The organism is Agrobacterium sp. 22-210-1 (assembly GCF_053522525.1).
This window is the reverse complement of sequence record NZ_JBNWCI010000001.1, coordinates 2,278,123-2,290,583: the sequence shown is the minus strand read 5'-3', so window position 1 is coordinate 2,290,583 and position 12,461 is coordinate 2,278,123. Positions and strand designations below refer to the sequence as shown.

The window sequence follows — 12,461 nt, the reverse complement described above, 5'->3', positions numbered from 1 at the left end:
TGGCCGTCCGCCACATTAAATCGCATCAGGGCACGATCAGCGTGCCGGCACCTTCCGTAAATATTTCCAGAAGCACGGAATGCGGGGTCTTGCCGTTGAGGATCACCACGCCCTGCACGCCGGCCTTGATGGCCTCGATGCAGGTCTCGACTTTCGGAATCATGCCGCCGGAAATCGTGCCATCCTTGATGAGCGCGCGTGCCTGGGAAACCGTCAATTCCTTGATGAGTTCCTTGTTGCGGTCAAGAACACCCGGCACGTCGGTCAGGAACAAAAGCCGCGTCGCATTGAGCGCGCCGGCAATGGCACCTGCAAAGGTGTCGGCGTTGATGTTGTAGGTGGCGCCATCGCGGCCGGGAGCGACGGGGGCGATGACCGGGATCATCTCGGACTTGGCGAGCAGATCGAGCAGTGTTCGGTCGACTTCCACGACTTCACCGACAAAACCAAGATCGAGAACACGCTCGATATTGCTATCGGGATCGACGACGGTCTTTTTCGCCTTTTCGGCGAAGACCATGTTGCCGTCCTTGCCACAAAGGCCGATCGCCCATTCGCCCGTCTGGTTGATGAGCGCGACGATTTCCTTGTTGATCGAACCGGCCAGAACCATCTCGACGATCTCGACCGTCTTGGCGTCGGTGACGCGAAGGCCGCCCTCGAATTTCGATTCGATACCCATCTTCGTCAGCATCGCGCCGATCTGCGGGCCGCCGCCATGCACGACGATGGGGTTGATGCCGGACTGCTTCAACAGGGCGATATCTTCCGCGAAAGCCTTGCCGAGTGTCGAATCCCCCATGGCGTGACCACCATATTTTACGACGATGGTCTTGTTCTCATATTTCTGCATGAAGGGCAGAGCCTGTGCAAGCAGCCGCGCCTGAGTTTCGCTTTCGGAAGAAGTCATGGAAAAACCTCGGTCTGTGGTTGCGGCCCAAAAGAGCCTTTCATCGCTCTACAGCATCGGTGCAGAAATCGGAATCGATTTTTGCAGTGCAGGATGCATGGATTGGACATGCCGGCACGTTTGCAGGGACAGGCGGATGTCTGCTTTTGACGAATGAAATAACCTCCGGGCCTTATTGTGTCTGCCCCTGGTAAAATTCCGTTTTTGAGCGGCGCAAAACGCGTAATAAGATTGACATAAAGCACCAATCGGACCAGCCTTGTTCGCAGCAGGGGAGGGGTTATTCAGCAGGGCGACAGGGACGTGTCGCGCATCGTGAAACGATGCTGCCCGGACGACCGAGGAGTTTGAAGACCTATGACGGCACAGGATCGAGACAAGCAAAGCGGTTTGCGGGACGAAGTGCTCGCAGGCGAATATGTGCTGGGTGCCCTGCCGCCGGAAAGCATGGCGGAGCTTGCCAAACGCGTCAAACGCGACCGCCAGTTCGCCGCCATGGTCAGGCGCTGGCGGGATAATCTGGCGGAAACCGAGTATCGGGAAAAGGCGACGGTCGCTGCGCTGCTTGAAAGGGATCCAACCCGATCAGGCCTGCCTTTCAAAAGCCAGCCTCTGCGCAATGGCAGCATGTTCGCCGCCATGCTTTTGGAGGTCTGGCATTCGGTGCGTTTCTGGCGGCTTCTGGCATTGACGGCGATGCTGTGGACCGCCGTTCTGCTTTTTACCATCGCCTGAGGATAAGGGCGGAAGCCTCTTACAGCGTGACGGTTCTGACGATCTCGGCGCGCAGGCTGTCCAGCCCGAAGGATTTTTCCGACGACGTGGCGAGAACTTCAGGATAGGCAGCGGGGCGCTTGCGGATTTTCTCCAGCGTCTCGCCGATCAGTCGGGGAACACCGACGTCCTTGATCTTGTCCGTCTTCGTCAGCACGACCTGATAAGAAACAGCCGCCTTGTCGAGCAGGCTCAGTACCTCTTCGTCGTTCTTCTTAATGCCATGGCGGGAATCGATCAGCACGTAAACGCGCTTCAGCGTTGCGCGGCCACGCAGATAATCGAAGACGAGCTTCGTCCAGGCATCGACATGGTCCTTTGGTGCCTGCGCATAGCCATAACCGGGCATGTCAACCAGCGCCATCGGCGGCAGGTCGCCCGGCTCGCCGGAATAACCTTCCGGAACGAAATAGTTCAGTTCCTGCGTGCGGCCGGGCGTGTTGGAGGTGCGGGCAAGTCCCTTGTGGCCCACCAATGCATTGATGAGTGAGGACTTGCCAACATTCGAACGTCCGGCAAAAGCAATCTCCGGCGGACCTTCGGGCGGCAGGAATTTCATCGCGGGAACGCCGCGAATGAATATCCAGGGTCGCCCGAAAAGGGGCTTTTCGATTGCCGGGCCGGTTTCACTCATTTCGATTGCACCGGCTTTCGCTTGAACAGCCCTTTGAGATTATCGAACAGTTCGATCTTGGCGCCGTGACGCTTCATGATGAGGGCCTGCTGGGAGATCGACAGCGTGTTGTTCCACGCCCAGTAGATGACCAGACCAGCCGGGAAGGAAGCCAGCATGAAGGTGAAGATCAGCGGCATCCAGGTGAAGATCATCGCCTGTGTCGGATCGGGCGGCGTCGGGTTCATGCGCATCTGCAGGAACATCGTGATGCCCATGATCAACGGCCAGACGCCGATCATCAGGAAGTGCGGCACGTCGTAGGGCAGAAGGCCGAACAGGTTGAACAGCGACGTCGGGTCGGGCGCGGAAAGGTCATGGATCCAGCCGAAGAACGGTGCATGCCGCATTTCGATGGTGACGTAGATGACCTTGTAGAGCGCGAAGAACACCGGGATCTGCAACAGCATCGGCCAGCAGCCGGCCACAGGGTTGATCTTCTCTTCCTTGTAGAGCTGCATCATCGCCTGCTGCATGGCCATGCGGTCATCGCCATGCTTGGCCTTCAGCTCTTCCATCTTCGGCTGTACGCGCTTCATGTTCGCCATGGAAGCATATTGCTTGCTGGCCAGCGGGAAGAAGAGCGCCTTGACGACGATGGTGGTGAGCAGGATCGCCACGCCGAAATTGCCGAAATAACGGAAGAAGAAATCCATCATTTTGAACATCGGCTTGGTGATGAAGTAGAACCAGCCCCAGTCGATCAGAAGGTCGAACTTCGGAATGGAATATTCGGTTTCATAACGGTCGACCAGCGGCACTTCCTTGGCGCCGGCGAAGACAAGGCTCTTCAGCTCGATGGACTGGCCGGGTTCGACCGTCATCGTGTCGCTCTTGAAATCGGCCTGATAGCTCGGCTGATTGCCCGTAATGTGCGAATAGCGGGTTTCAAACGGCGTCGTCTGCGGCGGAACGATGGCCGCGGCCCAGTATTTGTCGGTGATGCCGAGCCAGCCGCCGGTCGCCTTGGCAACCGTTACCGGCGCCTCTTCAACGTCCTTGTATTTCTCTTCCGTCAGGCTGCCGTCTTTGCCGGAGACACCGAGAAAGCCTTCATGGATAACGAAGACGGGCGGGATCGCCGGTTTGTTGTTGCGCGTCACGCGGCCGTAGGTGGCAAAGGAAATAGCCGCCTGACCGGGGTTCTCGACCTTGTCGGCGACCGAGATCATGTAATGTGGGTCGATCGACACCGTACGGGAGAAAACGACGCCCTTTTCGTTGGTATAGGTGAGCGTGACGGGTGTGGTTTCCGTCAGCTTGTCGCCGCTCGCAAGCGTCCAGACCGTCGTCGGGCCGGGAACGCCGCCGACTTCCGCAGCGCCGACGTAACCAAGCTCGGTGAAGTAGCCGTCCTTGGTATCGGAGGGCGAAAACAGTGTGATGATCGGGCTCGAGTCATCGACGGTCTCATGGTAGCCCTTGAGCCGGATGTCATCGAAACGGGCGCCGGTCAGGTTGATCGAACCGGCGATGGCGTTGGTGTCGATGGCGACGCGCTGGGTCTTGGCGATCGCTTCTTCCCGGGTCGCCGTGGCGGCGGCCTGCGTGGAGGATGCGGGCGGTGCGCCTTCTACGGTTGCGCCGGGTGCGGCACCGGGTGCCGGCTGTTGCTGCGTCGTCTGCTGCTGCGCCTGGCGGGCCTCTTCGGCGCGGCGCTGCTGCTCGATGCGCGGATTCATGTAAAGGAATTGCCAGGCGAGGACGATGACAACCGAAAGGGCTATCGCGATGAAGTAATTGCGGTTCTTTTCCATCATTCTTTCCTGGAGCGGGTCTCCTGGGACCGTTTCGGTTTCGCCGTTCCTTCAATGCGCTCGGTAAGGAGAGACTGAAGTTTCGGGAAGGCCGTACTGAGCACGTCCCTGCGGGCGACAATCACATAGTCATGACCGGGCTTCATTGCGACCCCGGCAGAAAGCCTGACGGCTTCCTTGAGACGGCGGCGCATGCGATTTCGCTCGACCGCGTTGCCTTGTTTTTTTGTTACGGTAAAACCGACCCGTGGTTCGGTTTCCGGGGTCTTCCGATCAAGCACTTCCAGAAGAAAGGTGCCTCCCCGTCGTTTTTCCCCTGCCTGAACGGCAAGAAACTCCGACCGGTTTTTAAGCCGGCCGGGGTGTTTTTTAGTCTCGCTCATGTGCCCGCGACTTTCATCGGGCCACAGGCTCGGCAATTAAGCCGACAGACGTGCGCGGCCGCGCGCACGGCGGGCTGCGAGAACCTTGCGGCCGCCAGCGGTAGCCATGCGGGCACGGAAACCATGACGACGCTTGCGAACAAGCTTGGACGGTTGGTAGGTACGCTTCGACATTTATTTAATACCGCGGTGTGCGGCCCTTCTTGAATTTGCAATTATTTGCAAGAGCGTTTCGTTTTTTGCACGGCTAACCCCGCCTGGGCGAGCTTTCAATGGCCGAGCGTGCGCGGCTTATAAGGGCATAGGCCGAACAAAGTCAATTGCCGAAGGGGTTTTCGCGGTTCACCTTTTGCGGAAAACGCACCGCCATCTCCTTCGCCGACTGCCAATAGAGATTGATTCCAACGGGCAATCGGTAAAATCCGAAATTCTTTCTTAACGCAGCATTGATAAATGTTGTGATGCGAAAAGTTATGCCAGCTTCCTGTTTTCCGTCGTGCGGCTGGCTTGTGTTGGGGGAACGAAATTGAGAATTCGCGGTCGTATCAATCTTCTTGTCGGGCTGATGAGCCTCGTGGCCTGTACTATCGGTGGACTGTCCATCTATGCGGTCAGCGAATTCCGGGTGCGTACGGTCGCATATGAAAAGGCGGCAGAGCGCGCCTATAAGGGCGAGGCGCTCAACCGGCTGGTCACCGCGGTTGTGATGGAGGCGCGCGGGGTTTACGCTGCCCCCGATATCGCAAAGGCCGCACCCTTCGCGGATGGCATCGTCAAGAACCTTGACGCTATGGAAAAGCTGATCGGCACATGGACCCCTCTCGTTCCAGCGGAACAGAAGGCGGCCTTTGATAACCTCTCCAACCGCTTCAAGGAATTCAAGGCGTTCCGCCTGGAAACCGCGCGGCTTGCCCGCGAGGCCAGCCCGCAGGCGGCCAACCTGCAGGGCAACAACGACGCGAACCGGGCCAACCGCAAAGCCTATCAGGCGGAAATCGATGCAGTCGTAAAGAATGACATTGCCGAACTTGAGGCCGTCAAGGCCGGCATCGACGGTTTTGTAACGACGACATTCTGGCTGGTCATCATCGTCACCGGCAGCGGCATTTTGGCCGGCGCGGCTTTCGGTCTTTATATTGGAGCCCGGCAGCTGAGCGCGCCCATCCGCAGGGTTTCGGAAGTGATGAACGCCGTGGCTGACGGAAATCTGGACGCGGATGTGCCTTATCTCGGCCAGAACGACGAGATCGGTGAAATGGCGGCGGCCGTTGAAGTCTTCAAGAAGAATGGCCGCGAAGTGCGCCGCATGAACGCCCAGGAAACCGCCATGCGCGCCAAGAGCGACGATCTTCAGGCCGGCATGGCCATCGTCGTCGATGCGGCTGCGGGAGGCGATTTCAGCCGCCGCATCAACAAGGATTACGGTGACGAAAACCTCAACCGTTTCGCTGCAACGATCAACGCGCTGCTCACCGGGGTAGATAATGGCGTCTCCGAGACCAGCCGCGTCATCGAAAGTCTGGCACGCGGCGATCTGACGGAAAAGATGGACGGTGAGTTCCGCGGCGTGTTTGCCGAACTCCAGGCCAACGTCAACCAGACGCTGTCCAAGCTGCGGGAAACGATGCGCGAGGTGCGCAGCAGCACGGAAGGCATCAGCGGCAACGCAAACGAATTGCGCTCGGCGGCCGACGATCTGTCGAAGCGGACGGAACAGCAGGCCGCAGCGCTGGAAGAGACGTCCGCCGCGCTGGACGAGATCACCGCCGTCGTTCGCAATTCCACTGATCGTGCGCAGGAAGCCAGCACCATGGTGGCCGAGACCAAGCAGAAGACGGAAGAATCCGCCAGTGTCGTGCGCGATGCCGTCTCCGCCATGGATCGCATCGAGCACGCTTCCCGTGAAATCAGCCAGATCATCAACGTCATTGACGAGATCGCCTTCCAGACCAACCTTCTGGCGCTGAATGCGGGTGTGGAAGCTGCCCGCGCCGGCGAGGCGGGCAAGGGTTTCGCCGTCGTCGCCCAGGAAGTGCGCGAACTGGCGCAGCGTTCCGCCACCGCCGCAAAGGACATCAAGGCGCTGATCACCAAATCCGGTCAGGAAGTGGGACGCGGCGTATCGCTGGTGCAGAAAACCGGTAGCGCCTTGAACGAGATCGAGACCCGTGTTCTCGCGATCAATGACCACATCCATTCGATTGCCACGGCAGCGCGGGAACAGTCCACCGGCTTGCACGAGGTCAATACGGCGATCAACCAGATGGATCAGGTAACGCAGCGCAATGCCGCCATGGTGGAAGAAACGTCGGCCGCAACCCACAAGCTGAGCAATGAAGCGGGACATCTCGTGACGCTGGTGTCGCGCTTCAAGGTTGGCGCTGAGGATGCTCCGCACCACACGCGGATCGAGCAGCCGATGCGACCCGTGGCGGTATCCGGCAGAGCGGCGGCTGTCGCTTCTCCGGCCCGCAAATTGATGAACAGCGTCAGCCGCGCCCTCAATGCCCAGCCGGCCGCCACACCGGCGCATGGCGACTGGCAGGAGTTCTGAGAAAGCCGATCTGCGGTTTCTCGTGAGACGCGCTATCCTTAAAACGCCGCCTTCGGGCGGCGTTTGTTTTTTTGCGCTGATGAAAACGTTTATTTTGCAGTGCATTGGAAAAATGTCAGTTAGGTCCTATTATCATGCGTGCATATAAACCGAGCCGTTCAACCGAAGCGGCGGCGCGCATAGGATCAGGGCCAGGTGTTATCTAAAGGCGTAGACAGCTTGGACCGCACGGAGGACAATCCGGTGCACTGCATGCCGGGATTGACCGCTGGTCTTTCGGGGCGCCTGCTGTTGCTCACGGTCATTTTCGTGATGATCGCCGAAGTACTGATCTTTGTGCCTTCCGTCGCCAATATGCGTCTGTCATGGCTGCGTGACCGCCTGAACACGGCGGCTGCCGCCGGCGCGGTGATTGACGGCTTGCAGGCCGAATTGCCACGAAGCGTGCAGAACGACACGCTGATGGCAACCGGGGCAAAGCTTATTGCGCTGCGCAAGGACGGCACGTCGCGCCTGCTCGCGGTAGCGGAAACGCCGCCCGGAGTGGACGAGCAATATGATCTTTCCGATGTTTCACAGCTGGCGGCGGTTCGGGATGCGTTTTCCACATTGCTGTTCGGCGGCAACCGCATCATCCGCGTTTTCGATGTCGTCGGAGACAGTGACACTATCATCGAGCTGGTGCTCGGCGAGAACAAGCTGCGGGCAGCCATGCTCGCTTATGCGCGCAATGTGTTCCTGATCTCTATCGTCCTGTCACTCATCACTGCCGGTCTCATCTTTATCTCCATCAACCGCATCATGATCCGGCCCATACGCCGGTTGACGCTTGGCATGCAGCATTTCTCGGAAGACCCCGGCAATCCGGAGCGCATCTTCGTGCCCGAGGAAGGGACCGATGAACTGGCGGTTGCGGGGCGTCACCTCGCCGACATGCAGACGGAACTGCAGAAAACGCTCAGGCAACAGAAGAACCTCGTTGATCTCGGCCTCGCCGTTTCGAAGATCAACCACGACATGCGCAACATCCTTTCATCCGCGCAGCTCATGTCGGACCGGCTGGTGGATGCCAAGGATCCGATGGTCCGGAGTTTCGCTCCGAAACTGCTGCGCACCATCGACCGCGCCGTGGCCTATACGGGTGAAGTTCTGGCCTATGGGCAGGCAACGGAGGGCGCCCCAAAACGCAAGACGGTCCATTTAAGCCTTCTGGTTCGGGATGTGCGCGATATTCTGGCGCTTGAGCCGGAAAGCGGCATCGAGTTTCATGACAGCGTGCCCGGCGATCTGACCGTCGACGCGGATGCCGAGCAGCTGTTCCGTGTGATCCACAATCTCTGTCGCAACGCCGTTCAAGCCCTGCAATCGGATGCGACAAATACCGTGCCGCGACATCTGTCCATTGCTGCTCAAAGGGCTGGCAGCGTCGTCAGCATCGTCATCGACGACAACGGGCCGGGAATGCCACGTAAAGCAAAGGAGAACCTGTTTTCCGCTTTCCGCGGGTCGGCGCGCTCCGGCGGCACGGGCCTCGGCCTCGTCATCGCCCGCGAACTGGTGCTTGCCCATGGCGGCACCATAGCACTTGTCGAGAAGCCCGGCCCAGGCACGCAGTTCCGCATTGAGATCACTGACCGCGCCGCCACTGTGCAGGCGGCCAGAACCGCCTGAAAATTCCCTGAGCCAACGGCCTTCAGTCATCGGCGCGCCCGCTGGAAAAAGGGCAGTGTGCACCGCTTCGAAAACGGCCTCTATGGAATTTCTTTTGTAATCAATGAGATAAATGAATTGCTGCGGAAAAATGACAATTTCGAAACGAAATCGCTTGCAATCGGAATGAGGACGTTTTAGAGGATCGCCACGCCACCGGAAACGACCGGAACGGCACGCACCCGTAGCTCAGCTGGATAGAGCACCAGACTACGAATCTGGGGGTCAGGAGTTCGAATCTCTTCGGGTGCGCCATTTCTCTTCCCAAAAAACTGTCGATAAGACCTAAGTCAATCGTTGCTGTGGCGCGCCCTCATCCGCATAGTTTGGCCCGCGTGAGCGCTGCCCTTCTTGCATCGGCGACGAGGCTCCGTGCGCCCAACAAACTTCGAATCACTCGAATATGTGCCGAAGTCTCTGGGTCACCAGATGGCTCAGAGTAGAAGTCATGTTGGAAGCGGACACGTTTGCGGATTCGATTTCGAGACATCACGACTGCGCCGCCTCTGCGATTGAGGCGCGGCATGGCAGCGGCGAGATTTTAGCCAAAATGAGGTCGCTTGTGATTCTCGCCATGGCTTTAGGAGCTGTGCGCTCCAAGGCGGTTTTAAGCCGAGAAATGCCAGCTTCGCATATTTGGGAATAAACCCCTACATATTAGTGGTTTTGGTGAAAGCCCGTATTACAACGCTTGGCGGTGAGCCGGGTTTGCCTGGCTTTTTGATGTCACCGAACTTTCCGCAAACCTTCGTCATATTGTCATACAATATAAGCATATGCGCTCCAGAAAAGGAGCGCAGAATGACGCCACAATCACTTGAGCTTTCAGGAATCGGCAAAGGCTTCGGGGCTGACGATGTTCTGAAAGAGATCGATCTCTCCATCCGTCCCGGGGAATTTTTGTCCCTCGTCGGCATGTCTGGCTGCGGCAAGTCCACGCTGCTGCGCATCATTGCCGGGCTGGAGACACCGGATCGCGGTTCGGTATCGATCGGCGGGCAGGACGTGACGGAGATTGATCCGAGCGACCGCAATCTGGCGATGGTTTTTCAGTCCTACGCGCTTTATCCCCATATGAATGTCCGCCAGAACATCGCGACGCCGCTGCGTATGCGGCGTCTGCCGTTTGCCGCGCGTCTGCCGCTGATCGGACGCATGATGGCGCCGGCCGAAACATTGCGCGATATCGACGCCGCCGTCGAACAGGCGGCCGAGACCCTGCAGATCGCGCATCTGCTGGACCGCAAACCGGCGCAGCTTTCCGGTGGTCAGCGCCAGCGTGTTGCGCTCGCCCGGGCGCTGGTGCGCTCGCCTGCCGCATTCCTGATGGACGAGCCGCTTTCCAACCTTGATGCCAAGCTTCGCGCCCATATGCGCGAGGAGCTGGCCGGGCTGCATCGGCGGCTGGGTGCAACCTTCATCTACGTCACCCACGACCAGATCGAAGCCATGACCATGTCCGACCGCATCGCCTTGATGTCGGAAGGCCGGATCGAGCAGCTCGGTACGCCGGATGAGCTTTACCGGAAGCCTGCAACGCTGACCGTCGCTCGCTTTATCGGCACGCCTTCCATCAATCTGCTGCCGGTCGAAATCGATACGCTCGGCAAGATCACCGCTTTCGGTCGTGATCTGGGCATCGACACCGCAGGTCGCGACGCTGGCCCGGCGACCCTCGGCCTGCGCGCCGAAGATCTGCGTCCGGGCGCCGAAGGTTTTGCTGTGCGCGTGGTCCGCAGCGAAACCCACGGGGCGGATCGCTTCGTCAGCTGCCGTCTTCTCAGCGACGAGACGGTTGCCATTACCCTGCGTCAGGGTGCGGGCGAGGCGCTGGAGGCCGATGCGCATGGCGTGCTGAACCTCGGTTTTACCCCGGAAAGCGCTCATCTTTTTGCCGCCGATGGCCTGCGCCGCAAGACGACGGTGCGTGAACGGGTGCCGGCATGACGGTTGTTGATGCTTCCATGACCGCGCGTGCCAAATCCCGTCCACGCCTGTCCAAGGCGGACCGGCGGATGATCTGGCGCGGCCTGATGTTTGCCGCCCCTGCAAGCCTGCTGCTTCTCGCCATCTATATTGTTCCGATGCTGGTTCTCGCCGGGTTTTCCGTCACGGATTACCAGCTCGGCGCGCTCTCCACGCGCTTCGTCGGCCTCGGCAACTTCGTAAAAGCATTTCAGGACCCGGTTTTCCTGCGTGCGTTGACGAATACCGCCATCTACGCGGTCATCGTCATCCCTTTCGGCGTGTTTCTGGCGCTTGGCGTGGCCCTGCTCGTCTATAATCGCAAGCGCAGCCGTGCCTTCTGGGAAGTCGCCTATTTTCTTCCCGTCACCGCAACCCTCGTCGCCATGGCGACCGTGTGGCAATTCCTGCTGCACCCTTCGCTCGGCCCGGTGAATGCCGCGATCAAATGGCTGGGTTTCGAACCCGTCGCCTTCCTTTCCAATCCCGTCCTCCTCATTCCCACCATGGCGCTGATCGGCATCTGGCAGGTTCTGGGCTTTAACATGGTGCTGTTCCTTGCCGGCCTTACCGCCATTTCGAAGGATCTGCATGAGGCGGCGCGGCTAGACGGCGCAAAGAACCCCATAGACCGGTTCCTGACGGTGACATGGCCGATGCTTGGGCCGACGACCATGTTCGTGGTGGTCACCACCTCCATCTCGGCCTTCAAGGTATTCGAGACGGTCGCCGTGCTGACCAAGGGCCGCTTCGGTTCGGAAACCCTGCTGTTCGATCTTTATCTTGAGGGTTTCGAATATTCCAACACCGGTTATGCGGCGGCGCTGACCATTATCTTCCTCGCAATCGTGCTGGTGCTGTCGATAGGCCAGACGCTGCATATGGACCGGAAGGTGCATTACTGATGGGCGCTCTCCGCAAATATTTCCCGCATCTGGTCCTGGCGCTCGGCGCATTCGTGATGCTCCTGCCGTTTTACTGGATGATGCTGACGTCGATCCGCTCACCGGCGGAAATATTCAACGTCTCGCTCTGGCCGATCCCGGAAAAATTCGACGCGGTGGAAAACTATGCCCGGGCTGCGGGACAGGTGCCGATGGCGCGCTTCATGCTGAACGGCGTCATCGTCTGCGTCGGCATCCTCATTGTTCAGGTGCTGACCTCGGTTCCGGCGGCCTATGCACTGGCGAAGCTCAGGTTTCCGGGCCGCAAGCTGCTCCTGGGTCTCGTCATCGCGGCGCTCTGCGTGCCCATTCAGGCGCTGGCGCTGCCGCTTTTCGTCGGGCTGGCGAAAACGCAGCTCCTCAACACCTATTTCGCAATGATGATGCCGTTCTTCCTCTCGGTCTTCGCCATCTTCCTGTTCAACCAGTCCTTCCGCAGCTACCCGGATGAAATCATCGAGGCGGCACGCATGGATGGTTTTTCGGAAATGGAAATTTGCTGGGGGCTCGTCCTGCGCGGCTCGCTGCCTTCGCTCGCCGCTTTCTCGGTCTTCTCGCTCGTCGCCCACTGGAACGACCTTTATTGGCCGATGATCGTGGTTTCCGACACCAATCTCGCCCCGCCGCCGCTCGGCATGATGTTCTTTGCCGACGTCGAATCCGGCGCCAATTACGGTGCGCTTATGGCGGGCGCCACACTGATTACCGCGCCGATGGTGCTGTGCTTCCTCCTCGCACGGCGGCACTTCATCGCCGGTATTACCATGACCGGCGTCAAGTGACGCCGTTCA

At 59.2% G+C, this 12,461-nt stretch carries 11 protein-coding genes and 1 tRNA gene; 7 read left to right on the top strand and 5 right to left on the bottom strand.

Features of this window, described 5'->3' with window-relative positions; all coding sequences use genetic code 11:
• Positions 1-25 precede the first annotated feature (25 nt).
• Positions 26-910, bottom strand: a complete 885-nt coding sequence (gene argB / locus ACQZ5F_RS11480) for an acetylglutamate kinase (RefSeq protein WP_046799362.1) — start codon at positions 908-910, stop codon at positions 26-28.
• Between the two features lie 357 nt (positions 911-1,267).
• Between argB and ACQZ5F_RS11475 the strand changes: the two genes are divergently transcribed.
• Positions 1,268-1,645 (top strand): hypothetical protein, encoded by a 378-nt coding sequence (locus tag ACQZ5F_RS11475; RefSeq protein ID WP_052820273.1) that lies wholly within the window; start codon positions 1,268-1,270, stop codon positions 1,643-1,645.
• Positions 1,646-1,664: 19 nt separating this feature from the next.
• Here the strand turns inward: ACQZ5F_RS11475 and yihA are convergent, their stop codons facing one another.
• The 4 genes from yihA to rpmH are packed head-to-tail and all read right to left on the bottom strand — an operon-like array spanning position 1,665 to position 4,671.
• The gene (gene yihA, locus ACQZ5F_RS11470; protein WP_448730464.1) at positions 1,665-2,318 is read right to left on the bottom strand and encodes a ribosome biogenesis GTP-binding protein YihA/YsxC; all 654 of its coding nucleotides are present in this window, start codon (positions 2,316-2,318) and stop codon (positions 1,665-1,667) included.
• Positions 2,315-4,114, bottom strand: a complete 1,800-nt coding sequence (yidC, locus tag ACQZ5F_RS11465; RefSeq protein WP_052820272.1) for a membrane protein insertase YidC — start codon at positions 4,112-4,114, stop codon at positions 2,315-2,317. Before yidC ends, yihA begins: the two co-directional genes overlap by 4 nt.
• A complete protein-coding gene (gene rnpA, locus ACQZ5F_RS11460) occupies positions 4,114-4,497 on the bottom strand; it encodes a ribonuclease P protein component (protein ID WP_046799366.1) in 384 nt (127 codons plus the stop codon). The genes yidC and rnpA overlap by 1 nt, the downstream gene beginning before the upstream one ends.
• A gap of 36 nt (positions 4,498-4,533) precedes the next feature.
• Positions 4,534-4,671, bottom strand: coding sequence for a 50S ribosomal protein L34 (gene rpmH, locus ACQZ5F_RS11455; RefSeq protein WP_003493611.1), 138 nt, complete (start codon positions 4,669-4,671; stop codon positions 4,534-4,536).
• A 352-nt stretch (positions 4,672-5,023) separates the two neighbouring features.
• On the opposite strand from rpmH, the gene ACQZ5F_RS11450 reads away from it, so the two are divergent.
• From ACQZ5F_RS11450 to ACQZ5F_RS11425, 6 genes are all read left to right on the top strand, one after another.
• Positions 5,024-7,051 carry a methyl-accepting chemotaxis protein gene (locus tag ACQZ5F_RS11450; RefSeq protein WP_137083354.1) on the top strand — a complete coding sequence of 676 codons (2,028 nt, stop codon included), beginning with the start codon at positions 5,024-5,026 and terminating at the stop codon, positions 7,049-7,051.
• Positions 7,052-7,303: 252 nt separating this feature from the next.
• Positions 7,304-8,722 (top strand): sensor histidine kinase, encoded by a 1,419-nt coding sequence (locus ACQZ5F_RS11445; RefSeq protein ID WP_175414421.1) that lies wholly within the window; start codon positions 7,304-7,306, stop codon positions 8,720-8,722.
• A gap of 217 nt (positions 8,723-8,939) precedes the next feature.
• Positions 8,940-9,016: transfer RNA gene (locus tag ACQZ5F_RS11440), tRNA-Arg, on the top strand.
• A 546-nt stretch (positions 9,017-9,562) separates the two neighbouring features.
• Entirely contained in the window at positions 9,563-10,708 is a 1,146-nt protein-coding gene (locus ACQZ5F_RS11435) for an ABC transporter ATP-binding protein (RefSeq protein ID WP_052820267.1), read from the top strand.
• Complete coding sequence (locus ACQZ5F_RS11430; protein WP_052820266.1) at positions 10,705-11,631, top strand: carbohydrate ABC transporter permease; 927 nt, start codon at positions 10,705-10,707, stop codon at positions 11,629-11,631. The genes ACQZ5F_RS11435 and ACQZ5F_RS11430 overlap by 4 nt, the downstream gene beginning before the upstream one ends.
• Positions 11,631-12,452, top strand: coding sequence for a carbohydrate ABC transporter permease (locus ACQZ5F_RS11425; protein WP_046799371.1), 822 nt, complete (start codon positions 11,631-11,633; stop codon positions 12,450-12,452). Before ACQZ5F_RS11430 ends, ACQZ5F_RS11425 begins: the two co-directional genes overlap by 1 nt.
• Positions 12,453-12,461: the final 9 nt, after the last annotated feature.

What these genes read in the sequence shown, in the direction of transcription:
- argB (WP_046799362.1), bottom strand. Translation starts at nt 910, where the DNA reads ATGACTTCTTCCGAAAGCGAAACTCAGGCGCGGCTGCTTGCACAGGCT.
- ACQZ5F_RS11475 (WP_052820273.1), top strand. Translation starts at nt 1,268, where the DNA reads ATGACGGCACAGGATCGAGACAAGCAAAGCGGTTTGCGGGACGAAGTG.
- yihA (WP_448730464.1), bottom strand. Translation starts at nt 2,318, where the DNA reads ATGAGTGAAACCGGCCCGGCAATCGAAAAGCCCCTTTTCGGGCGACCC.
- yidC (WP_052820272.1), bottom strand. Translation starts at nt 4,114, where the DNA reads ATGGAAAAGAACCGCAATTACTTCATCGCGATAGCCCTTTCGGTTGTC.
- rnpA (WP_046799366.1), bottom strand. Translation starts at nt 4,497, where the DNA reads ATGAGCGAGACTAAAAAACACCCCGGCCGGCTTAAAAACCGGTCGGAG.
- rpmH (WP_003493611.1), bottom strand. Translation starts at nt 4,671, where the DNA reads ATGTCGAAGCGTACCTACCAACCGTCCAAGCTTGTTCGCAAGCGTCGT.
- ACQZ5F_RS11445 (WP_175414421.1), top strand. Translation starts at nt 7,304, where the DNA reads ATGCCGGGATTGACCGCTGGTCTTTCGGGGCGCCTGCTGTTGCTCACG.
- ACQZ5F_RS11435 (WP_052820267.1), top strand. Translation starts at nt 9,563, where the DNA reads ATGACGCCACAATCACTTGAGCTTTCAGGAATCGGCAAAGGCTTCGGG.
- ACQZ5F_RS11430 (WP_052820266.1), top strand. Translation starts at nt 10,705, where the DNA reads ATGACGGTTGTTGATGCTTCCATGACCGCGCGTGCCAAATCCCGTCCA.
- ACQZ5F_RS11425 (WP_046799371.1), top strand. Translation starts at nt 11,631, where the DNA reads ATGGGCGCTCTCCGCAAATATTTCCCGCATCTGGTCCTGGCGCTCGGC.